The organism is Myroides pelagicus (assembly GCF_009711055.1).
In the GTDB taxonomy this organism is placed as follows: Bacteria; Bacteroidota; Bacteroidia; order Flavobacteriales; family Flavobacteriaceae; genus Flavobacterium; species Flavobacterium pelagicum.
The window spans coordinates 57208-78634 of record NZ_WMJY01000012.1 but is presented as its reverse complement, the minus strand read 5'-3'; the positions used below and the strand labels follow the sequence as shown (position 1 = coordinate 78634).

Here is a 21427-nt window from a genome sequence, read left to right as displayed (position 1 = left end):
CTATGAACGCAAAAATTCAGAAATTAAAAGATATACAAGACCAAGCTAAACTAGGTGGTGGTCAAAAAAGAATAGATACACAACATAAAAAAGGTAAATTAACAGCACGTGAACGAATAGAATACTTATTAGACGAAGGTTCATTCGAAGAGATTGGTATGTTAGTAACGCACCGAACAACAGATTTCGGCATGGACAAAGAAGTTTATCCAGGAGATGGTGTTGTAACAGGGTATGGAACAATCAATGGTAGATTAATCTATGTATTCGCACAAGACTTCACAGTATTTGGAGGAGCTTTATCCGAAACACATGCTGAAAAAATCTGTAAAGTAATGGATATGGCTCTAAAAATGGGAGCGCCAATGATAGGACTGAATGATTCTGGAGGAGCACGTATTCAAGAAGGAGTACGTTCACTAGGAGGATACGCAGATATCTTTTTTAGAAATGTACAAGCCTCTGGCGTAATACCACAGCTATCAGCTATTATGGGGCCTTGTGCTGGAGGAGCAGTATATTCTCCAGCGATGACAGACTTTACAATGATGGTAGAAGGGTCAAGCTATATGTTCGTTACTGGTCCTAATGTAGTAAAAACAGTAACAAACGAAGAAGTAACCTCAGAAGAGTTAGGAGGAGCAAGCACACACTCAACAAAATCAGGAGTAGCACATACTACCTCTCCAAATGACGTTGCTTGTCTTGAAGACCTTAAATCACTTTTATCTTATATCCCACAAAATAATTCAGAGAAACCACACGACTTACCTTATCAAATAGGCAAAGAATACCGATATGAATTAGATGACATAGTTCCTGAAAGTTCTAATAAACCATACGACATGAAGGATGTAATCAAACATATAATTGATGTCGATTCATTCTTTGAAATACACAAAGACTATGCAGAAAATATTGTAGTAGGCTTCGCTAGGCTTGGGGGGAAAAGTGTAGGAATTGTGGCTAACAATCCAATGTTCTTAGCTGGGTGTTTAGATGTAAATAGTTCAATCAAAGCAGCACGATTTACACGTTTTTGTGATGCGTTTAATATTCCTTTACTTGTGTTAGTAGACGTACCTGGGTTCTTGCCTGGTACAGACCAGGAATGGAACGGAATTATTGTCCACGGCGCTAAGCTACTATATGCACTAAGTGAAGCAACAGTACCTAAAGTTACTGTAATTACCCGAAAAGCATACGGAGGAGCTTATGACGTAATGAACTCTAAGCACATCGGAGCAGACATGAACTTTGCTTGGCCAAATGCAGAAATTGCAGTTATGGGAGCTAAAGGAGCGAGTGAAATTATCTTTAAAAAAGAAATAGCCGAAGCTAAAGATCCAGCAGCCAAACTTGCCGAAAAAGAAACAGAATATGCCGACAAGTTTGCGACCCCTTACAGAGCAGCACAGCGCGGTTTTATAGATGAAGTAATTCTACCTAATGAAACACGTAGAAAATTACTAAAAGCATTCAGCATGCTTGAAAACAAAGAAGTAAACTTACCAGATAGAAAACACGGGAATATTCCATTATAACCTATCGAATAACTCATAAAAATAAAGCTCTCCAACTAGTTTGGAGAGCTTTTTGTATATAGCATTATGCGAACATATAATTGTATCATTTTGAAAAAATCTCAAAAACATGATATATATCAAACCACAAACCTCTAATAATTGTTAATTTTACATAGAATAAACATTAAAAATTGTTATAAAAATAAATAATACTAAATAATTTAACTATATTTGACATATTACTTATCTAAGTAGATTAGGTATTTTGAATAAAAATAATGCTATGATAGAAACACAAAAAAACGGAAACAAAACTATAAGTATTTGTGCTTTAACAACTTCTATGAGTTCAATTCTTGTATTTGCATACTCAGAAGTACTTCCTTTTTCAAAAATTATTGGCCCTATACTATTCTTCATTGGTTTAATATTGAGTATAGTTGCCTTAAAACAATCTAATAAATCAATGGCTTACCTAAGCTTCGCTTGCTTATTTATCATGCTAACATTAGTGACCAAATCAGTATTTACAGTTTATTCACCTATCCCTAGCTCCCCTGAACAAATTGCGAACTTAAAATAAAGCAATACTATATTCAACAATCCAGAAACACTTTACATTTTCGTAACTTTGCAATTCGGTATTTTAAGAATTAAACAGCTTCCTGATGCGTAAAATAAAAGAACTGATTGACCCTTACAATTATGGTTGGACACTTCTCAAACAATGGATTGAACAATCAACAAGACAAGTAAACGTATTACCAATTCATTCGAAAGAGCAGACAGAAACTGCATTAGTAGAGACACAAGTAACTACCAAGTCTATTTTAGGCGCAATAATCTATCACACAGGTGGAGTGATAGTTAATAATGGATGGATAAGAATATGGGGAAGTGGCTCTGAAACATTAAACCGTTCAATTCCAGAATGGAGTAAAGGAAAAAGTTTTCAGACACTGAATGAAGTACCAGGTTACCTAGTCATTGCAGATGATGTACTAGGGGGACTCTTTTGTATAAATGGAGGAACACTAGGTAATGATATCGGTAATATTTACTACTTTGCCCCAGATTGCTTAGACTTTGAACCTTTAGAAGTTACCTATTCAGAACTTATTAACTTCTTTCTATTAGGTGATATTGATACATTTTACCAAGACTTTCACTGGTCAACAGAAACCGATGATTTAAAAAAACTTTCATATGATGAAGTATTCAACTTCATGCCTCCTCTTTGGACAAAAGAAGGAAAGCAAATAGAAAATACTTTTAAAGGGAAAATCAATATTGAAGAGTATTTTAACCTCAACGTAGAATTAAGATTAGGGCTTAATCGTATAGAGGACAAATACCTTTAAAACAAGTTTGCAAAAGCATGCCAAAGTAAATTGCCCTCTATTAGTAGAATACCGTATATTTAATTTGAATAATTACAAATTAACAATTAAGTAACTATAATCAAATAGAACTTCATAACTTTGTAATACAAATACGCTAAACTATTGCTCTTGTGAGAAAAAGAATTGCCATATTGTTCATATTTATCTTCCTAGTCTCAACAACTGAGTTTGCTCAGCTATTGAGAGTACCTGTGTTGATAGAGCACTATGCAGAACACAAAGCATATAATACAGATCTATCTTTCTTTGGATTTTTACAAATACACTATTGTAATAACTACAAAGAAAATAGTGATCCTATTCACGAAAAACTACCTTTTGTATCACATATTAATACTATTAGTTTTATAGGAATAGTTTATAGTATTCCTCCAATTTCATTTGAAAAAGTAAAAATAAATACTACACATAATAAAATCCATGCCTTCAATGAGGACATCATGGAAAGTAGCTACCTATCTTCTATTTGGCAGCCGCCTAAATACTGTTAATACATACTAATTAAATTTTTTATAGTACAATTATTAAATTCTATACGCTAATGTATTGAATACAAATATTGTACAATAACTTTATGTACTAACATATTAGAGTCATGCTAAACAAAATAATCGAGTTTTCAGTAAAGAATAAACTCATCATTGGGCTATTTGTATTCGCCCTAATCGGTATTGGAATATACCAAACTACCAAACTACCTATTGATGCTGTACCAGATATTACAGATAATCAAGTACAAATAATCACTGTCGCCCCTTCCTATGGAGCCACAGATATAGAACGATTAGTAACCTTTCCTATTGAACAGGCCAACAGCAACATACAAGGAATCAAGAACATTCGAAGCTTCTCTCGTTTTGGATTGTCGTTGATTACAATTGTATTTGAAGAAGATGTAGATATCTACTGGGCTAGACAACAGGTGGGAGAGCGACTAAGTCAAGTCAGCAATGAGATTCCCAATGGAATTGGTAAGCCTGAACTAGGCCCTATATCTACAGGATTAGGGGAAATCTATCAATATGTAGTCCGACCTGAAAAAGGATACGAATCAAAATATGACCTTACAGAACTTCGCTCAATACAAGATTGGGTTGTAAGAAGACAGCTATTATCCGTAAAAGGAGTAGCAGAAGTCAGTAGTTTCGGAGGAAAACTTAAACAATACGAGATTGCTATTAACCCTAACAAGCTCGACGCCTATGGCATCAATATTAATGATGTATTTTCTGCATTAGAAAATAACAATGAAAATACAGGAGGAGCCTATATTGAAAAAGGGCCTACAGTTCTATACATCCGTACAGAAGGATTACTTGGCACAACAGAAGATATCGAAAATATCGCAATAACATCAAAGAATACAGATCTTCCTTTATTAATTAAAGATGTAGCTAAAGTACAAATTGGAAACGCCACTAGATATGGAGCCATGACCTATAATGATCAAGGAGAAGTAGCTGGAGCTATCGTGATGATGCTTAAAGGAGGAAATAGTAATATTGTAATTGAAGATGTAAAGTCCAAAATTGCAGAAATCCAAAAAACACTTCCTGAAGGAGTTGTTATTGAGCCCTTCTTAGATAGAACGAAAATGGTTAACAACGCAATCGGTACAGTTGAAACAAACTTAATCGAGGGAGCCTTAATTGTAGTGTTAGTACTCGTTTTATTCTTGGGGAATATACGTGCTGGATTATTAGTAGCCTCTGTTATTCCATTAGCTATGCTATTTGCAATCTGTATGATGAACTTATTTGGGGTGAGTGGAAACTTGATGAGCTTAGGAGCCTTAGACTTTGGATTAATTATTGATGGAGCGGTAATTATCGTAGAAGCCGTCCTTCATCAACTCTCACGTAATGCTAGATATAAGAAAATGACATCCTTGTCTTCAAAAGACCTCAACAATACCGTGGTAGAGTCCGCTTCGAAGATGATGAATAGTGCTGTATTTGGCCAAATTATAATTCTTATCGTTTACATTCCTATCCTTACCCTACAAGGAATTGAAGGGAAGATGTTCAAACCAATGGCACAGACAGTAGCATTTGCCTTGTTAGGTGCATTCTTATTATCACTTACTTATATTCCGATGATGAGTTCGTTGATTATGAGTAAAAAAGGACATGACAAACCAAACTTCTCGGAGCGTATATTGGCAAAATTAGAACGTATTTATGAGCATACTTTGGTGAAAGTTATGCAAATACCAAAGCTTATTTATACAGCCGTTGGGGTACTTTTTGCTATTGCTATTTATATACTGAGTACACTCGGAGGAGAGTTTATTCCTTCCTTGGAAGAAGGTGATTTCGCTATTGACACCAAAGTATTAACGGGGAGTAACCTAAATACAACAATAGAGAGTACACAAAAAGCGGTACACATTCTAAAAAACCGATTCCCTGAAGTAGAAAAAATCGTAACTAAAATTGGTAGTGCTGAAGTACCTACTGACCCAATGCCGATGGAGGCTTCAGATATGATGGTAATCCTAAAAGACAAAAGCGAATGGACATCTGCCACTACTTTCCCTGAATTAGAAGAAAAAATGACAAAAGCATTGGAAGAAGTTCCAGGTATTACTTTTGGCTTCCAATTCCCCGTACAGATGCGTTTTAACGAATTGATGACTGGAGCTAGACAAGATGTTGTTGTCAAAGTATTCGGAGAAGATTTAGACACCTTAGCTAGTACAGCCAATAAAATTGGCGCAATAATCAATACTGTTGAAGGAGCGACTAACCTTTACGTAGAACCTATCACAGGTATGCCACAACTCATCATTGATTATGACAGAAAAGCTATCGCTAGACACAAGCTTTCAGTAAGTGAAATCAACAAAATAATCAATGCTTCATTAGCGGGACAAACAACAGGAATGATCTATGAAGGAGAGCGCAAATTTGATATGGTTGTTAGAATGGATGAAAAAGACAGAAAAGATATTTCCGACATTCAAAATCTACTCATTCCTACATCTAATGGATCACAAATACCACTTAATCAACTAGCAAATGTTGAGGTAAAAGAAGGACCTAATCAAATCCAACGTGAAAACGCACAACGTAGAATTATTGTTGGGTTTAATGTAAAAGGTAGAGATGTTCAAAGTATCGTAGAAGAATTACAGTCAAAAGTGGAAACTCAGCTAAAATTACCTGTTGGATATCAAGTAACATACGGAGGACAGTTTGAAAACCTTAATGAAGCCAAAGCACGTCTAGCGATTGCCGTTCCTCTAGCTTTAGTACTTATCTTTTTATTATTATTCTTTGCCTTCAAAGACATTAGGGAATGTTTAATGATTTTTACAGCTATCCCATTGTCTATTATTGGAGGGGTATTCTTATTAGCACTTAGAGGTATGCCATTCAGTATCAGTGCTGGTGTTGGTTTCATCGCCTTATTTGGTGTCGCCGTACTAAATGGTATCGTACTTATCGCCGAATTTAATCGACTAAAGAAAAGTGGTATTCAGAACATTGCTTACATTGTTATTAGAGGCGCCAAATCACGTTTACGCCCAGTATTAATGACTGCCTGTGTAGCCTCTTTTGGATTCCTTCCAATGGCTCTGAGTAACGGAGCAGGAGCAGAAGTACAAAGACCATTGGCTACAGTAGTAATTGGAGGGTTAATGTTAGCTACCTTCTTAACTCTATTTGTCCTACCTATTCTATATATCACATTCGAACAAAAACTTAATTTTAACTTCTTGAAAAAGAATAAAACCATAGCAACAGTAATCTTAGTACTACTAGGGTTCACTGCCCAAGCACAAAATCCTATTACATTAGATCGTGCCATAGATGTTGCCATCGTGCAAAACTCATCAATACGTGCTGAAAAACTGCGTACAGAATACAGCAAGGCTTTTATTAAAGCCGCTACTGATATACCTCAAACAAATGTATCAGGAGAATTTGGTCAAATAAATGGTCCTTATACAGATAATAAATTTAGTATTAGCCAAGACTTTGCATTTCCTACTGTTTACAACAGACAGAAGAAAGTTTACAAAGCAGAGCACCAACAAAGCCTATTTAACCTGAACTTGAAAGAATACGAAATTAAAAAAGCTGTAACGCAAGGTTTTTATGACTATGCCTATTGGGAAAGAAAAGAAGCTTTATTACACAAAGCCGATTCCCTTTACAAAGATTTCTATGACAAAGCAGTTCTTCGATTTGAAAAAGGAGAAAGCAATATAATTGAAAAAACAACAGCTCAAAATCAACGCACTAGTATTCAAGGTCAATTGCTTGAGGTACAAAAAGCAAAAGGCCTAACCCTACTCGAATTAAAATGGTTGTTGAATACCGAAGACGAAATTCAACCACAAGTAGAAGACATCAAGTTGGCTTTAAATCAATTAGAAATTAACTTAGGGAACAATCCTGTCATTCAATTGATAGAGCAACAAAAAGTTATTGCTCATGAGAGATTAAGAATGGAAAAAGCTAAACAACTCCCTACATTACAAATAACCTATAACAACAGTAGTTTTTTAGGATTGGCTAGTAATGATGTATTTTACACTAGAGAGGATCGATTTCACGCATTCCAAGTAGGAATATCTTTACCAATATTTACCTTCGGACAACGTGGAATAATCAATGCTTCAAAAAAAGCAGAACATTTAGCTAATGCTGAATTAGTATCGACAAGAGATAGAATGATGAATAAATACCAACAATTGTTGACAACTCAGCAAAACAACGAGAAGATACTAAACAACTATGAACAGTACACTCTTCAGAATACCAATACAATTCTAGATACTGCTCAGCTTCAGTTTATCAACGGAGAGATTAACTTCTTAGAATTTGTAATACTTACTAACCAAGCCTTGGATTTATTAAGTAATTATCTAGACGCTGTTAAAGCTTCTAATGACAATCTAATACAAATTAACTATCTAACTTCTAACAATTAATACTATGTTTTCAAAATATATTAAAGCGACTACATTAGCTCTAGCCCTTATTCCAACTCTTTTACTACAATCGTGTAATCAAAAAAAAGACGTAGAAAACACAACAACAGAAGTATCAGCTCCTGTTGAAACGGATCTAGTACACCTAAGTGACGTTCAAATGAAAAATGTAACCATTAAGACCGGACAACTATCTACAGAACGCATTGCAAAAACACTACGCCTTACTGGTAAGATAGATGTCCCACCTCAAAACTTAATTTCGGTAACTAACCCTCTTGGCGGATACTTAAAATCCACAAAATTACTTCCGGGAATGCAAATCAAAAAAGGACAAGTAATTGCCGTAATGGAGGATCCTCAATATGTGCAATTACAACAAAACTATCTAATCGCTCGTGATAAATATGAATACGCAAAACTAGACTACGAAAGACAGAAAGATCTGAATGCTAGTAAAGCAAGTAGTGATAAAGTAATGCAATTGGCTCAGTCAGAAATGAATAGTCAAAAAATTACGATGAATGCCTTAGCACAGCAGTTGAGTCTAATCAACATAAATGCAAAACAATTGACATACGACAATATCAGTAAAACGATTGTATTGGTGAGTCCAATCACAGGGTTTGTAAGTAATACGTATGTCAATGTTGGTAAATATGTAACACCGTCAGACGTGCTATTCGAAATTATTGACCCAAGCGATATTCACCTAAATTTGAAAGTTTATGAAAAAGACCTTGACAAATTAGAAATAGGTCAACGCATTATTAGTTATACTAATAGTGACAAAAATACTAAACACAATGGCGAAATCATTCTTATCAGCATGGATGTAAACAATGAAGGTGCATCTGAAGTTCACTGTCATTTAAACAACTACGACAAAAAACTATTACCAGGAATGTATATGAACGCAGATATTGAAACTCATGCAAATGTCGTACATGCTTTACCCGAAGAGAGTATTGTCTATTTTGAAGGAAAGAACTTTGTATTTGTTGAAGTGGAAAAACAAACCTACCAAATGCAACTTGTTACAATTGGAAATAAAGAAAACGGCTTTGTACAAATTGATAACTTCAAAGATTTAGAAAACAAAAATATTGTCACAACTGGTGCATATACACTACTGATGAAACTAAAAAATACAGAAGAGGAAGAATAAAAAAAGAGACAATAAGCAGAGAAAGGTTTGTAAGCAATTGCTTACAAACCTTTCTCTGCTTATTGTCTTACTATTTAAATAATAAATCTATCTACCAACTGTTAGTTCTCTAGAACAGTGTAAATCAAATATTACGAAGTACTATTTGTAATTTTTGAATTGACGCACTTACTTTTACTGAGAAAACCTTACTTTATTGAATCTTTTACCCCCAAAACTACTCTATACTTTTCTTGTATCTTAACCAACCGTACTTTTTGCTCATCAGTATAATCCTTTAAGGTCAAACCATATCCATCTCCGATATAGCGACTAATTTCTTGTGTGAGAGTCTCATATTTTCTAGCACTCCCTTCTTTTGATTCCATAACTTCAGCATATAGTGCTAATTGGTTATCTACTAAAGTTTCCAATTTATCTAGGTAGGCATCAATAGGATCTTTAGCCGCAGTGCCCTTTTCTTGTTCCTGAACTTCAGAGGTATCATTACTCTTTTTACATGAGAAAACTAAAACACTACAGAATAAGACTAACCCTACTAAAAATTTACTTTTATGGCTCAAACGACTCATATATACTAATTAAATATTCTTCTTAACAAAAGTAATTAAAAAAACATATTCAATAGTAATGTTCTAGCATTTCAAATAAAGTAAAAAGGCTACCCTGGATGATGAGATAGCCTTCCTTGTGTAATAAACTTTTTATACTAATTAGCCATTAAAGCTTCTTGATATTTTTTACCAATAGCAGCTAATTTCTCTGCTTGTTCTTTAGTTAATTTAGTTAGATCGATTTTAGCTACATCTTGAGATACAACCATTAAATCTTGAGTTACCTTAGTGATTTCTTCAGTATCTTTAGCTTTTTGAGCATCTACTAATTTATCAACTAACTCGATGTATTTGTTCAATACAGCTTCTTCACCAATAGCACTAACGGCGTCATCTCCTTTAGCAGCAGGAGTCTCTGCTTCAGTTGTTGTTGCCTCTCCTTCTTTTGGAGCATCTTTTTTCTCACCACAAGAAACAGCTATCATCGCAGCCATCCCTAAAACCATAAAAGTAATCTTTTTCATATTAGATTATTAATTTAATTATACGATCTCTTAATCATTACCTAAAAAACAACTTATTAATTCCTTACCTAAGAGCACCATAAAATTAACATAATTTAAATAATAACAACATATTTAAGTGAAAATATTTTATTTTTCTTACAAATACACCCAATTATATCAACTATCAAACACTCATTAACTATCAAACACCCAATAAAACCAATAAACTCACAACAGTATGATACAATTTCTTTCTAAGATAAAGGAGCAGTTTCCAAGTACAAAACCAATCTGTTTTTTTAATTTTTAGCAACTAAAATATACAAATTCACTCCCCTACATTAAAAAACTTTCTAGTCAAGGTAATTTTCCATTTCATTAGATTAAATGTGATTAGAAACAATACATAGAAGAGATGGCTGCAGAAGGGATAACTATGAGTCACCCTTTTCCTCTTCTACAGTGGAACAGATTCATCTTAGGTACACCAGGTGAAATAAACCAATTCTTAACACTCATCATAAATTTCAAAAAAGAGAGGATGGGTATAAGCTATAATCAAGATAAAAATTAAACAAATCAATATAATAAACTAATACGTTTAAGATTATTAACGACAAATAGCTTGTAGTGAAGTTTCTAATCTTAAAGTCTTTTATTACTTTTGTACTATGGCAAAACAAGAAGATATTTTTAAGAACGTTGTTTCGCATGCTAAGGAGTATGGATATATATTCCCTTCAAGTGAAATATACGATGGTTTAAGCGCAGTATATGACTACGCTCAAAACGGTGTGGAGTTAAAGAAAAACATTCGCGAGTACTGGTGGAAATCTATGGTACAAATGCACGAAAATATTGTAGGAATTGATGCCTCTATTTTTATGCATCCTACCACTTGGAAGGCTTCCGGACACGTAGATGCGTTTAATGACCCTTTAATTGACAACAAAGACAGTAAAAAAAGATACAGAGCAGACGTTCTAATCGAAGATTACTGTGAAAAATTATACCAAAAAGCACAAAAGGAAATTGAGAAAGCGAAAAAGCGCTTTGGAGAAGCCTTTGATGAAAATCAATTTGTAGCTACTAACCCACGTGTAGTGGGCTACTTAACTAGAAAACAGGAAATCCTTGAGCGCATGGCTCGTGGTCTTGATAATGGAGACCTAGCAGATGTTAAAGCCTTAATTGAAGAGCTTGAAATTGCAGACCCAGATACAGGATCTAAAAACTGGACTGAAGTACGTCAATTCAACTTAATGTTTGGAACGAAATTAGGAGCGTCTGCTGACTCTGCTATGGACTTATACTTACGTCCTGAAACAGCACAAGGTATCTTCGTAAACTTCCTAAATGTACAAAAAACAGGACGTATGAAGATTCCTTTTGGTATCGCTCAGACAGGTAAAGCTTTCCGTAACGAAATTGTAGCTCGTCAGTTTATCTTCCGTATGCGTGAGTTTGAACAAATGGAAATGCAATTCTTCGTAAAACCAGGAGAAGAAATGAAGTACTATGAATACTGGAAAGAAACACGTCTTAAATGGCATTTATCTCTAGGCATGGGTCCTGAAAACTATCGTTTCCACGACCATGAAAAATTAGCACACTATGCTAATGCTGCTGCTGATATCGAATTTAACTTCCCTTTCGGTTTCAAAGAGTTAGAAGGTATTCACTCTCGTACTGACTTTGACCTTAAGGCACATGAAAAATTCTCAGGTAAGAAGCTTCAGTTCTTTGACAACGAAACTAATACTTCTTATGTACCTTACGTAGTTGAGACTTCAGTTGGACTAGATCGTATGTTCCTTTCTGTATTTTCTAAATCACTAGTAGAAGAAACATTAGAAGACGGCAGTACTCGTACTGTATTGAGATTACCTTCTGTATTAGCTCCTACAAAAGCTACAATTTTACCTTTAGTGAAAAAAGACGGTCTTCCAGAATTGGCGCAAGATATAATCGAAGAGCTAAAATGGGACTTCAACGTGGCTTATGATGAAAAAGATGCAGTAGGTCGTCGTTACCGTCGTGCAGACGCATTAGGCACACCATTTTGTATTACCGTTGATCACCAGTCGTTAGAAGATAAAACAGTTACTATCCGTCACCGTGACACGATGAAACAGGATCGTGTAGCTATCGCGGATCTTAGAAATATTATAGAAAACGAAGTATCTATGAAAAACTGGTTAAAGAAAATGAAATAATCTTTGAAATACACCATAGAAAAAGCTGCCCTCCTTTATTGGGCAGCTTTTTTTATGTCTTTAAACAATTTGACTATAGCTAAGAAAGATAAGGTTCTAAAAGTAGTTCTTAATGTAGGTTAAGCAATTCTATAATATAGAGTTACTACATTTGTAACAAATAAGAAAACTATAAAATCTATATCATGAAAAAAATAATTGTATTACTTGTAGCTAGCTTATTATCAGCAACTTCATTTGCCCAAGAAAAATGGAATGTAGATACTTATCACTCATTTTTAAATTTCTCAGTAAAACACTTAGGAATCTCATTCGTCGATGGTAGATTCGATCAGTTTAATGGTTCTTTTAATGGAACACCTGAAGATATAACAAAAGGAAACTTCAACTTCACCGTAGAAACTAAAAGTGTAAATACGTCAATCGAAATGCGAGATAATCACCTTAAAACTGATGATTTCTTCGCTGTTGAGAATCATCCGACAATGACTTTTAAAAGTACTTCTATAAAGAAATTTGGAAAAGATAAATACAAATTGGAAGGTCTTTTGACAATTAGAGAAATTACTAAACCCGTAACTTTTGAATTAACGTACGGTGGACTCTTAAAAGATGATGGTCAAGGAAATACAAAAATAGGATTTCAAGCAAAAACATCAATTAATCGTTTTGATTTTGGCCTAGCATACGACCCAACAGCTTCTGGTATTGGTAAAGACGTTAAAATCAATGTAAACTTAGAGTTTAGCAAGGTAAAATAGAAAAAAGCTTATCTCTGTTGAGATAAGCTTTTTTTATATTTCTGCATTTTCAATGATCAATCGACGACAATAATCATTTTTAGAAGCAATTCTCATACGACTTGCCACTTGAAATACATCAATTGGCTTATATCCTCTAAAAAGCCCTACCCTATTAAAAAAGCGCAATATCTTCGCTGAAATCACTTCTCCCATTCTATCAGTCCCTGGTCGAATCATTAAACTCGGGCGGACTATCACAGTATTAGAAAAACGCAAGCTTAAAATTGCATGTTCTATCTTTCCTTTTAATTGACTATAAAAAAACTTACTCCTTTCCGATGCCCCCCTAGAGGAGAGTAAGATAAAGTTACTCACCTGATGACTTTTAGCATATTGTGCAAACTGAACTACATAGTCGTGATCAATATGCTTCTGTTTTAATTTACTCCCCGCCTGCTTTAAAGTTGTACCTAAACAACTAAATACAACATCACCATGAATTAAGTGCTTCCATGTTTCTATAGCGTCAAAATCAACGATATGAGCAATCAACTTAGGATGGTTTAAATCCCATTCTGAGCGAATAAATACAACTATTTCCGTAAAATAATCATCACATAACAATTGACGAACAAGCACTTTTCCCACTGCACCTGTCGCACCTATAATTAATGCTTTCATAACAAATTGGTTAAATAACAAAAAAGACTACAATTAGTAAGCCACTCTATAGTTAAGACAATAAAAAACAAAAAAGTTACATTAATTTAAGCAAAAAAGTCTCCCTAAAGAAGGAGACTTATAAACTATTATCGATTAATGCTATATTAAATGTGGGGCTAACATATGTTTAGGATCAAGTATTTCATCTAATTTCTCCTTTGTTAATAAGTTGTGCTCTAATACTAGTTCATACACACCTCTTCCTGTTTCTAAAGCTTCTTTAGCGATTTTTGTGCTCGCTTTGTATCCAATATATGGATTCAATGCAGTAACAATCCCAATGCTACCCATGACCAGCTCTTTATTGTGCTCTACGTTAGCCTTAATGCCAATAACACATTTTTCTACTAATGTTTGCATCGCATTCTCTATCCAAATCATGGATTCCATGATAGTATGTGCCAAAACAGGCTCCATTACGTTTAACTGTAATTGAGCAGCCTCTGCAGCCATCGTTATTGTCATATCGTTTCCAATTACTTTAAAGCAAACTTGATTCACGACCTCAGGGATCACAGGGTTCACTTTTCCAGGCATAATAGATGATCCTGGCTGCATAGCAGGCAATTGAATCTCATTTAACCCAGTACGTGGGCCTGAAGATAGTAAACGTAAATCATTACAAATCTTTGATAGTTTAATAGCAAGCTTTTTCAATACACCCGAATACGCTACAAAGCCACTTGTATCCGATGTCGCTTCAACTAAGTTTTCAGCAGAAGATACAGGCTGTTGCATTAGGCCTCCTAAGTTTTTAGCACATAACTCTGCATAGCCTGGTACAGCATTAAGTCCTGTACCAATAGCCGTAGCCCCCATATTTATTTCAAGAAAGGCTTGACTAGCATAATTCAATGCTTCAATTTCTTTCTTTAAAGTAAATGCGAATCCCCCAAATTCTTGCCCTAAAGTCATCGGTACAGCATCTTGAAGTTGCGTGCGCCCCATCTTAATCACGTTTTCAAACTCTTTCGCTTTTTGTTCAAAACCTTGAACCAATAAAGAAAGCTTTTCCACTACTGTCTTGTTCATTTCAAATACAGCAACCTTCAATGAAGTAGGATAAGCATCATTAGTAGATTGAGATAAATTCACATGGTCATTAGGGGAACAGTGAGCATAATCACCTTTTTCAAATCCTAACAATTCTAATGCGCGATTAGCTATAACTTCATTAGCATTCATATTTACTGAAGTTCCAGCACCTCCTTGTATCATATCCACAGGAAATTCTTGATGCATCTTCCCATCTAATATTTCTTGACATGCATCAGCTATTACCTGATATATCTTCTCATCTAAGACATTTAATTCGAAATTCGTTTTAGCTGCCGCCCATTTTACGATAGCTAACCCTTTTACAAACTCAGGATAATCAGATAGCTTACTGGTAGAGATTTTAAAGTTATTAATTGCTCTCTGTGTCTGTACACCATAATAAGCGTGTTGCGGAACCTGTAATTCACCTAGTAAATCACTTTCTGTTCTGGTTAAACTCATAGTCGTATCGTTTTTGAATTAAATACTAATGTACAAAGTTAAATCCAGATTATGTAGTAAATATTACTTGAATTAATCTAAGAATGTTCCCGAAACATAATACCACTTCCCTGCCATTTTCTCGAATAACGAGTTTTCAATATGCTCTTGACGATTGCCGTCCTTGTCAATAAATATAGCTTTAAAAACCACGCTGTTTTCTCCACTTGTAACTACCTGTAATTCCTGCCAATTATTATCTTTCGACCAACGAAGTACTGCATTTTTACTGTGAAAATGACGCGTTTTCGGATGAGTAGTATCAATTATATACTTAGCATTTGCTAATACATAAGCAGTGTAACGCGAACGCATAAGTTCTTCTGCCGTATTCGGCTGTAGCCTATCCACTAAAAAACGAGAACAACATTCTCTATACATCAATCCACTGCCACAATAACACGCTTGCTCTTGCTCCATAACTGTTACTTTTTTATGCTATCCAAAATTTTCAAATACTTAGCATACGTCACTAAATCTTCATCAATTTCGACTGTATCGATGTATTTATTTATACGCTCCTTTAAGTCTTCTATTTTTTTATTCAAATCTACAGGATTATGCTTTTTGGAAATCTCCATTAAAACAATAATCTCTTTCTTTAGTTTTTCTTTCATCAATGATTCTCTTTAAAGGCAAAGATATTCCCTTAAAACTCATTTTTTAAAAATATAGTTCACTATTTTTAATATAAACTAATAATCAGCAAGATGACCTTATTAAGTGACTTAATTAATTTGCTATTTCCCAAAATGTGCATGGCCTGCAATACTTTATTACTTCAAAATGAAGAAATACTATGTACAACCTGTCGATCTAAATTGTCCTTTACAAACCAACACTTACATCAAGATAATCTAGCCTCTCAGAAATTTTATGGTCGAATAAACATAGAACATGCAAGTTGCCTACTCTTCTTTAAAAAAAGAACAGGTGTTCAAAATATCTTACACAACTTAAAATATAAAAACCACCCTGAGATTAGCTATTATTTAGGTATGATCTATGCAGAGCAATTAAAACAGACCTCTCTATTACACCGAATTGATTCGATTATTATGGTACCCCTTCACCCATCAAAACAAAGAAAAAGAGGTTACAATCAAGTGAGTGGTTTTGCTCAAGCCATTCATGAAGTGTACGGTATTCCTATTGAAGAAAATCTACTCATTAAAACAAAGAAAACAAAAGCTCAAGCAAATAAAAAACTTTTTGACAGATTAAAGAAAACTACCAAACCTCAGTTTGTTTTGAATCCAAAAGCTACAACCAAAAGCCAACATTTTTTACTTATTGACGATATTCTTACAACAGGAAATACCTTAGAACAATGCGCAAAAGAGCTATTAAAATTACCTAATTCGAAAGTAACTATACTATGTCTTGCTATGACTACTGAAAGTTTTTAAGTTCAGATACTTTCTAACTAAAAAATATAATCGTTAATTTGCTTTTTAAAATCATGCTATGTCAAAATTCCGCATATATTTTATCTTTTGTTTTCTTGTTTTAAGTGCTCTTAGTTTATCTAATTGTGCCAAACGAGGATATATAACTGGGGGACCACAAGATACTATCCCTCCTGTTGTTTTGAGAAGTACACCTGCAAACTTTACGACTAATTTTAAAGAAAATATTATCTATATAGACTTTGATGAATTTATCAAAGTAAATAAACTAAATCAAAACCTTATCATTTCTCCTCCTTTAGAGAACACACCTGAAGTGAGTCCAATGGGAAGTGCTAAAAAAAGAATTACGATTCGCCTTCGTGATACCTTAAAAGAAAATACAACTTATAGTTTTAATTTCGGTGATGCAATTATTGACAATAATGAGGGCAATGTACTTAAACAGTTTAAATATATCTTTTCCACAGGCGATTATATCGATTCTCTTAAAATAAAAGGAAGCATTTCAAGTATTAACCAAATTAAAGCAGACAACTTCGTAAACATCATGTTATACGACGCAAAAACCTTTAATGATTCTACCGTATATAAAGAAAAACCGCTATACATCACTAATACTCTTGATAGCTTAACTGATTTTACAGTAGAGAATATTAAAGAGGGATCATACTATATTATTGCTCTAAAGGACAAAAACAACAATTATCTTTTTGACCCAAAACAAGATAAAATAGGATTTATCAAAGACCCTATTACTATCCCTTCTGATCAAGTGCACAAAATAGTGCTATTTAAGTCAAACGAAAAACTAGAAACAAGTAGACCCTCACAGGTATCTAAAAACAAATGGTACTTACCTTTCTTTGGAGATGTTGAAGATGCGATAGTAACCGTAGCCAAAAATGACAGTCTAATAAGAAGTACATATACTGCTTTAGCCCAGAAAGACTCTCTTCAAGTTTGGTTCCCTGAAGTTAAAGCGGACTCACTATATATCAATGTTAAAAAAGAAGATTACAACAAAACTTATACCGTAAAGCCTCGAGTAAAAATAGATGCTATTGATTCATTATCTATTTCAGCAACTAATAGCATCTTGCATTACGTTAATGATTTTACTATTAATACAACTACGCCAATTGAAAAGATAAATCAAACACTAATTACTGTCTTAAATAAAGATTCAGTAGCTATTCCCTATGAGGTTGATCACAAAAAATTAGAACAACGTATTCTTCTTAAATTTAATAAAGAAGAGAACGCGAACTACTACATAAACTTAATGCCTAATGCATTAACAGACTTTTTTGGCAAAACCAATGATACACTCAATTACGAAGTAAAAACGGCCCCATATAGCGATTATGGCAACCTATTTTTAAAGTTTACAGGTATTAAGAGATATCCTATTATTGTAGAAATTGTTGATGAAAAAGAAAATGTTATCGCTTCTCAATATAGTGAACAAGAGAGTGACTTTAATTTTCTGTTACTATCACCACGTAAATATTATGTTCGAATCATTTATGACGATAATAAAAATAAAAAATGGGATAGTGGATATTATTGGGAGAAAACACAGCCTGAAGAGGTAATCTACTTCCCAGAACTAATTGACGTACGTGCAAACTGGGATATTCAACAAGACATTAACTTTGAAAAATAAATAATCATACCTATTACTCCCTGTCCTATTTTTAGGGAGTAAAAACGAACTTTTGTACCCTTAAAAGATTTGTTACTTGACAAATAAAGATTATTTGTCCGCTTCTGTACACCCTCTTTTTGAAGCCCATTTTCAATTTACGTGACGGACTTTTTGTAGGGTTTCTATTCTTGCCTAGTTAGCTTATTCTAATCTGTTATATCAGATAAAGTGACACTGGATAGATTATTTGCTTATTTACCTCCTTTAGAAGTACTTCCTTGACCTATACTTGCAGTATAAGTGCACTTTCCTTGCCAAGAAGCTACTTCTGGGGTAGTATACTGCAGGAATACTGCACTTATAGCAGTAACTTGGCAACAAATGCTGCTTATTTTAAGCCTTCTGTAAGCAAAAGAAGATTAAACAATAGAATACCTATTAATAGAACAAGCAAAAACAATGTTAGTCTCCTGCAACTATATTCGTTGCTGATAACCATAGGTATCACGTGAATTTTATTGGATAAGTTTATATAAGTTTGAAATCATCAGCATCACCTAAAAAGTTGAAGCGCAGTCGTGCTTTTTGCTGTTTGACCAAATCTAATGTCACATAAGAAATCATTTGTCCTAGCAGGGGTTCTACATTCGACTTCCCTAAATAATCAATAACCTGAGTGTGTCCAGAATACTCATTATCGTTTTCATCTGTTCCTGATCGATTCACACCGATAGTATACGACATATTTTCAATAGCACGCGCTTTTAATAAACTATCCCACGCGTAAATACGTTGATCAGGCCAACTAGCGACATAGATTAGTAAGTCATATACTTCACCCTTATTCCTAGCAAATACGGGGAAACGTAAATCATAACAAATTAAAGGACAAATCCTCCAGCCTTTGTATTCGATAATAATTCGCTGATCGCCTTTAGTGTATACCTTCTCCTCTCCTGCTAAAGAAAATAAATGACATTTATTATATTTATGAACCTTACCTGTAGGCTCTATAAATAGTAATCGGTTATAAAAACGACCTTCTTCTTCAATAACAAGACTTCCTACAATAGCTAGGTCTCTATCATGCGCTATTCTTTTTAAGCAAACGATATAATCATGATCCATTGAGATAGCGACTTGTTTAGGTTGCATGGTAAAACCAGATAAAAACATCTCTGGCAAAATAACCAAATCAGTACCAACCTTGAGAGAAAGAATTTCTCTTTCAAAAAAAGAGAAGTTAACAGCGATATCCTCCCATTGCATTGGAGCTTGAATTAAGGCTATATTCATAACACTACGAGATAAAAGATTAATGTTTAAATGTACAATAATTTAAATAAAAATATATTTGAAGTAGTACAACAGACTACTCCTTTTCACGACCACAACAAGGGCACTTAGTTGAATGATGTAATTGAGAAAGTTCTAAAGCCTTCCTTTCTTCTTTACGCTCATCTAATACCTCTGAAAAGCCTGAAGAAATAATCCCCGTTGGCAAAGCGAAAAATCCAATACCAATTACAGCTAATATCCCACCAATAATCTTACCCATTAAAGTAATTGGATAGATATCACCATACCCTACAGTACAAATGGTGATTACCGACCACCACATTGAACTCGGTATACTAGAGAAAGCCTCTGGCTGAGCAGAATTCTCAGCATAATAAATAGCTGTAGAAGCAATAAACAAAAGGAACACTAATAGAAAAGCAGCAATGGCTAATTCACTCGATTTTCTCTTTAGCACATTGACCACGATTGCCAAAGCAGAAACATATTTTGTTATTCTAAACACACGCAATAAACGGAAAATACGCATCAGACGAAGAATGCGAAGATCAAAGTGAATAAACGCTAAATAAAAAGGTAAAATGGCTAATAAATCTATTAACTGTAGAGAAGTTAAACCATAGCGCAAACGTCCGGAAAACGCCTTAGAATAACGTGGATTACAAGTTATCGTCCACATGCGCAACAAATATTCTAATGTAAAGAAAAAAATAGAGAATAAATTGAAGCTAACAAACCAATCAATATATTCCATTCTTATCTCAGGGATAGACTCAAAAATTAAGGAAATAGCATTTAAAATAATAAGTAAAATAATTGATCCTTGTACAATCTTACTTCCTATAGTAGTTGAATCATTATTTAATAATTCGTATACCTGCTTTTTAAGACCGATTTTCTCCATTGTGTAAATCATTTGATTACAAAAGTAAGAAAAGGATAAAAACAGGATATAAAAAAAGCGGATATGTTTATATCCGCTTTTTCTTGATTTTATAAAATGCTTATTTCAAGCTAGCTTTTAAATACTCTCTATTCATACGAGCGATGTTTTCTAAAGAAATTCCTTTAGGACATTCTACCTCACAAGCTCCAGTATTAGTACAGTTACCAAATCCTAAAGCATCCATTTCATTAACCATATTTAAAACACGGTCAGCAGCTTCAACTTTACCTTGTGGCAATAAAGCAAACTGAGAAACTTTAGCAGAAACGAATAACATTGCTGATGAATTTTTACATGTAGCTACACAAGCACCACATCCAATACAAGTTGCTGCGTCAAATGCACGGTCAGCATCGTGTTTAGGAATAGGAATAGCATTTGCATCTTGTGTATTACCTGAAGTGTTCACAGATATAAATCCACCCGCATGTTGAATTTTATCAAAAGCAGTACGATCTACTACTAAGTCTTTAATTACAGGGAAAGCCTTAGCTCTGAATGGTTCAATATAGATAGTATCACCATCTTTGAACTTTCTCATGTGTAACTGACAAGTAGTAATTCCTCTATCTGGTCCGTGAGCTTCACCATTAATGAATAAAGAACACATACCACAAATACCTTCACGACAGTCATGGTCGAAAGCTACAGGATCATCACCTTTCTCGATTAACTCATTGTTTAATACATCAAGCATTTCTAAGAAAGACATATCAGGAGAAATATTATTGATTTTATAATCAACCATTTTCCCTTGCTCTTTAGCGTTATTTTGACGCCATATTTTAAGTGTAAGATTCAT

At 34.1% G+C, this 21427-nt stretch carries 19 protein-coding genes; 10 read left to right on the top strand and 9 right to left on the bottom strand.

The genetic code is table 11. The features are described 5' to 3' along the window. Nucleotides 1-2 precede the first annotated feature (2 nt). The 6 genes from GJV77_RS07215 to GJV77_RS07190 all read left to right on the top strand — a co-directional run bounded on the left by GJV77_RS07215 (nt 3) and on the right by GJV77_RS07190 (nt 9039). On the top strand, nt 3-1544 hold the full coding sequence (locus tag GJV77_RS07215; protein WP_155035697.1) for an acyl-CoA carboxylase subunit beta: 1542 nt from the start codon (nt 3-5) through the stop codon (nt 1542-1544). A gap of 265 nt (nt 1545-1809) precedes the next feature. Further along, a complete protein-coding gene (locus GJV77_RS07210; protein ID WP_155035696.1) occupies nt 1810-2109 on the top strand; it encodes a hypothetical protein in 300 nt (99 codons plus the stop codon). Nucleotides 2110-2194: 85 nt separating this feature from the next. After that, the gene (locus tag GJV77_RS07205) at nt 2195-2887 is read left to right on the top strand and encodes a DUF2625 family protein (RefSeq protein ID WP_155035695.1); all 693 of its coding nucleotides are present in this window, start codon (nt 2195-2197) and stop codon (nt 2885-2887) included. 152 nt (nt 2888-3039) lie between these two features. Next, entirely contained in the window at nt 3040-3420 is a 381-nt protein-coding gene (locus tag GJV77_RS07200) for a hypothetical protein (RefSeq protein ID WP_317162548.1), read from the top strand. 104 nt (nt 3421-3524) lie between these two features. Beyond that, a complete protein-coding gene (locus tag GJV77_RS07195) occupies nt 3525-7871 on the top strand; it encodes a CusA/CzcA family heavy metal efflux RND transporter (RefSeq protein WP_155035694.1) in 4347 nt (1448 codons plus the stop codon). A gap of 4 nt (nt 7872-7875) precedes the next feature. Then, entirely contained in the window at nt 7876-9039 is a 1164-nt protein-coding gene (locus GJV77_RS07190; RefSeq protein ID WP_155035693.1) for an efflux RND transporter periplasmic adaptor subunit, read from the top strand. A gap of 188 nt (nt 9040-9227) precedes the next feature. On the opposite strand, the gene GJV77_RS07185 is transcribed toward GJV77_RS07190, so the two are convergent. Beyond that, the gene (locus GJV77_RS07185) at nt 9228-9611 is read right to left on the bottom strand and encodes a hypothetical protein (protein ID WP_155035692.1); all 384 of its coding nucleotides are present in this window, start codon (nt 9609-9611) and stop codon (nt 9228-9230) included. A gap of 137 nt (nt 9612-9748) precedes the next feature. Continuing rightward, complete coding sequence (locus GJV77_RS07180; protein WP_155035691.1) at nt 9749-10117, bottom strand: hypothetical protein; 369 nt, start codon at nt 10115-10117, stop codon at nt 9749-9751. A 653-nt stretch (nt 10118-10770) separates the two neighbouring features. Between GJV77_RS07180 and GJV77_RS07175 the strand changes: the two genes are divergently transcribed. Next, on the top strand, nt 10771-12315 hold the full coding sequence (locus GJV77_RS07175; RefSeq protein WP_155035690.1) for a glycine--tRNA ligase: 1545 nt from the start codon (nt 10771-10773) through the stop codon (nt 12313-12315). A gap of 185 nt (nt 12316-12500) precedes the next feature. Next, nucleotides 12501-13076, top strand: a complete 576-nt coding sequence (locus GJV77_RS07170; protein ID WP_155035689.1) for a YceI family protein — start codon at nt 12501-12503, stop codon at nt 13074-13076. Between the two features lie 33 nt (nt 13077-13109). Here the strand turns inward: GJV77_RS07170 and GJV77_RS07165 are convergent, their stop codons facing one another. From GJV77_RS07165 to GJV77_RS07150, 4 genes are all read right to left on the bottom strand, one after another. Then, nucleotides 13110-13739 (bottom strand): NAD(P)H-binding protein, encoded by a 630-nt coding sequence (locus tag GJV77_RS07165; protein ID WP_155035688.1) that lies wholly within the window; start codon nt 13737-13739, stop codon nt 13110-13112. A 141-nt stretch (nt 13740-13880) separates the two neighbouring features. After that, on the bottom strand, nt 13881-15281 hold the full coding sequence (gene aspA / locus GJV77_RS07160; protein ID WP_155035687.1) for an aspartate ammonia-lyase: 1401 nt from the start codon (nt 15279-15281) through the stop codon (nt 13881-13883). Between the two features lie 72 nt (nt 15282-15353). Further along, complete coding sequence (locus GJV77_RS07155; RefSeq protein WP_155035686.1) at nt 15354-15740, bottom strand: YchJ family protein; 387 nt, start codon at nt 15738-15740, stop codon at nt 15354-15356. Between the two features lie 5 nt (nt 15741-15745). Then, nucleotides 15746-15937 carry a hypothetical protein gene (locus tag GJV77_RS07150; RefSeq protein WP_155035685.1) on the bottom strand — a complete coding sequence of 64 codons (192 nt, stop codon included), beginning with the start codon at nt 15935-15937 and terminating at the stop codon, nt 15746-15748. 93 nt (nt 15938-16030) lie between these two features. Here GJV77_RS07150 and GJV77_RS07145 point away from each other — a divergent pair, with 93 nt between their 5' ends. Both GJV77_RS07145 and GJV77_RS07140 read left to right on the top strand, forming a co-directional pair. Further along, complete coding sequence (locus GJV77_RS07145) at nt 16031-16729, top strand: ComF family protein (protein ID WP_326377184.1); 699 nt, start codon at nt 16031-16033, stop codon at nt 16727-16729. A 58-nt stretch (nt 16730-16787) separates the two neighbouring features. Next, complete coding sequence (locus tag GJV77_RS07140) at nt 16788-18398, top strand: Ig-like domain-containing protein (RefSeq protein WP_155035684.1); 1611 nt, start codon at nt 16788-16790, stop codon at nt 18396-18398. A 510-nt stretch (nt 18399-18908) separates the two neighbouring features. Here GJV77_RS07140 and GJV77_RS07135 read toward each other — a convergent pair. From GJV77_RS07135 to GJV77_RS07125, 3 genes are all read right to left on the bottom strand, one after another. Next, complete coding sequence (locus tag GJV77_RS07135; RefSeq protein ID WP_155035683.1) at nt 18909-19676, bottom strand: nitrilase-related carbon-nitrogen hydrolase; 768 nt, start codon at nt 19674-19676, stop codon at nt 18909-18911. A gap of 76 nt (nt 19677-19752) precedes the next feature. After that, complete coding sequence (locus GJV77_RS07130) at nt 19753-20583, bottom strand: ion transporter (protein ID WP_155035682.1); 831 nt, start codon at nt 20581-20583, stop codon at nt 19753-19755. Between the two features lie 100 nt (nt 20584-20683). After that, nucleotides 20684-21427: a succinate dehydrogenase/fumarate reductase iron-sulfur subunit gene (locus GJV77_RS07125; RefSeq protein ID WP_155035681.1), complete on the bottom strand. Its 744-nt coding sequence runs from the start codon at nt 21425-21427 to the stop codon at nt 20684-20686.

What these genes read in the sequence shown, in the direction of transcription:
- GJV77_RS07215 (WP_155035697.1), top strand. Translation starts at nt 3, where the DNA reads ATGAACGCAAAAATTCAGAAATTAAAAGATATACAAGACCAAGCTAAA.
- GJV77_RS07210 (WP_155035696.1), top strand. Translation starts at nt 1,810, where the DNA reads ATGATAGAAACACAAAAAAACGGAAACAAAACTATAAGTATTTGTGCT.
- GJV77_RS07205 (WP_155035695.1), top strand. Translation starts at nt 2,195, where the DNA reads ATGCGTAAAATAAAAGAACTGATTGACCCTTACAATTATGGTTGGACA.
- GJV77_RS07195 (WP_155035694.1), top strand. Translation starts at nt 3,525, where the DNA reads ATGCTAAACAAAATAATCGAGTTTTCAGTAAAGAATAAACTCATCATT.
- GJV77_RS07190 (WP_155035693.1), top strand. Translation starts at nt 7,876, where the DNA reads ATGTTTTCAAAATATATTAAAGCGACTACATTAGCTCTAGCCCTTATT.
- GJV77_RS07185 (WP_155035692.1), bottom strand. Translation starts at nt 9,611, where the DNA reads ATGAGTCGTTTGAGCCATAAAAGTAAATTTTTAGTAGGGTTAGTCTTA.
- GJV77_RS07180 (WP_155035691.1), bottom strand. Translation starts at nt 10,117, where the DNA reads ATGAAAAAGATTACTTTTATGGTTTTAGGGATGGCTGCGATGATAGCT.
- GJV77_RS07175 (WP_155035690.1), top strand. Translation starts at nt 10,771, where the DNA reads ATGGCAAAACAAGAAGATATTTTTAAGAACGTTGTTTCGCATGCTAAG.
- GJV77_RS07170 (WP_155035689.1), top strand. Translation starts at nt 12,501, where the DNA reads ATGAAAAAAATAATTGTATTACTTGTAGCTAGCTTATTATCAGCAACT.
- GJV77_RS07165 (WP_155035688.1), bottom strand. Translation starts at nt 13,739, where the DNA reads ATGAAAGCATTAATTATAGGTGCGACAGGTGCAGTGGGAAAAGTGCTT.
- aspA (WP_155035687.1), bottom strand. Translation starts at nt 15,281, where the DNA reads ATGAGTTTAACCAGAACAGAAAGTGATTTACTAGGTGAATTACAGGTT.
- GJV77_RS07155 (WP_155035686.1), bottom strand. Translation starts at nt 15,740, where the DNA reads ATGGAGCAAGAGCAAGCGTGTTATTGTGGCAGTGGATTGATGTATAGA.
- GJV77_RS07150 (WP_155035685.1), bottom strand. Translation starts at nt 15,937, where the DNA reads ATGAAAGAAAAACTAAAGAAAGAGATTATTGTTTTAATGGAGATTTCC.
- GJV77_RS07145 (WP_326377184.1), top strand. Translation starts at nt 16,031, where the DNA reads ATGACCTTATTAAGTGACTTAATTAATTTGCTATTTCCCAAAATGTGC.
- GJV77_RS07140 (WP_155035684.1), top strand. Translation starts at nt 16,788, where the DNA reads ATGTCAAAATTCCGCATATATTTTATCTTTTGTTTTCTTGTTTTAAGT.
- GJV77_RS07135 (WP_155035683.1), bottom strand. Translation starts at nt 19,676, where the DNA reads ATGAATATAGCCTTAATTCAAGCTCCAATGCAATGGGAGGATATCGCT.
- GJV77_RS07130 (WP_155035682.1), bottom strand. Translation starts at nt 20,583, where the DNA reads ATGGAGAAAATCGGTCTTAAAAAGCAGGTATACGAATTATTAAATAAT.
- GJV77_RS07125 (WP_155035681.1), bottom strand. Translation starts at nt 21,427, where the DNA reads ATGAATCTTACACTTAAAATATGGCGTCAAAATAACGCTAAAGAGCAA.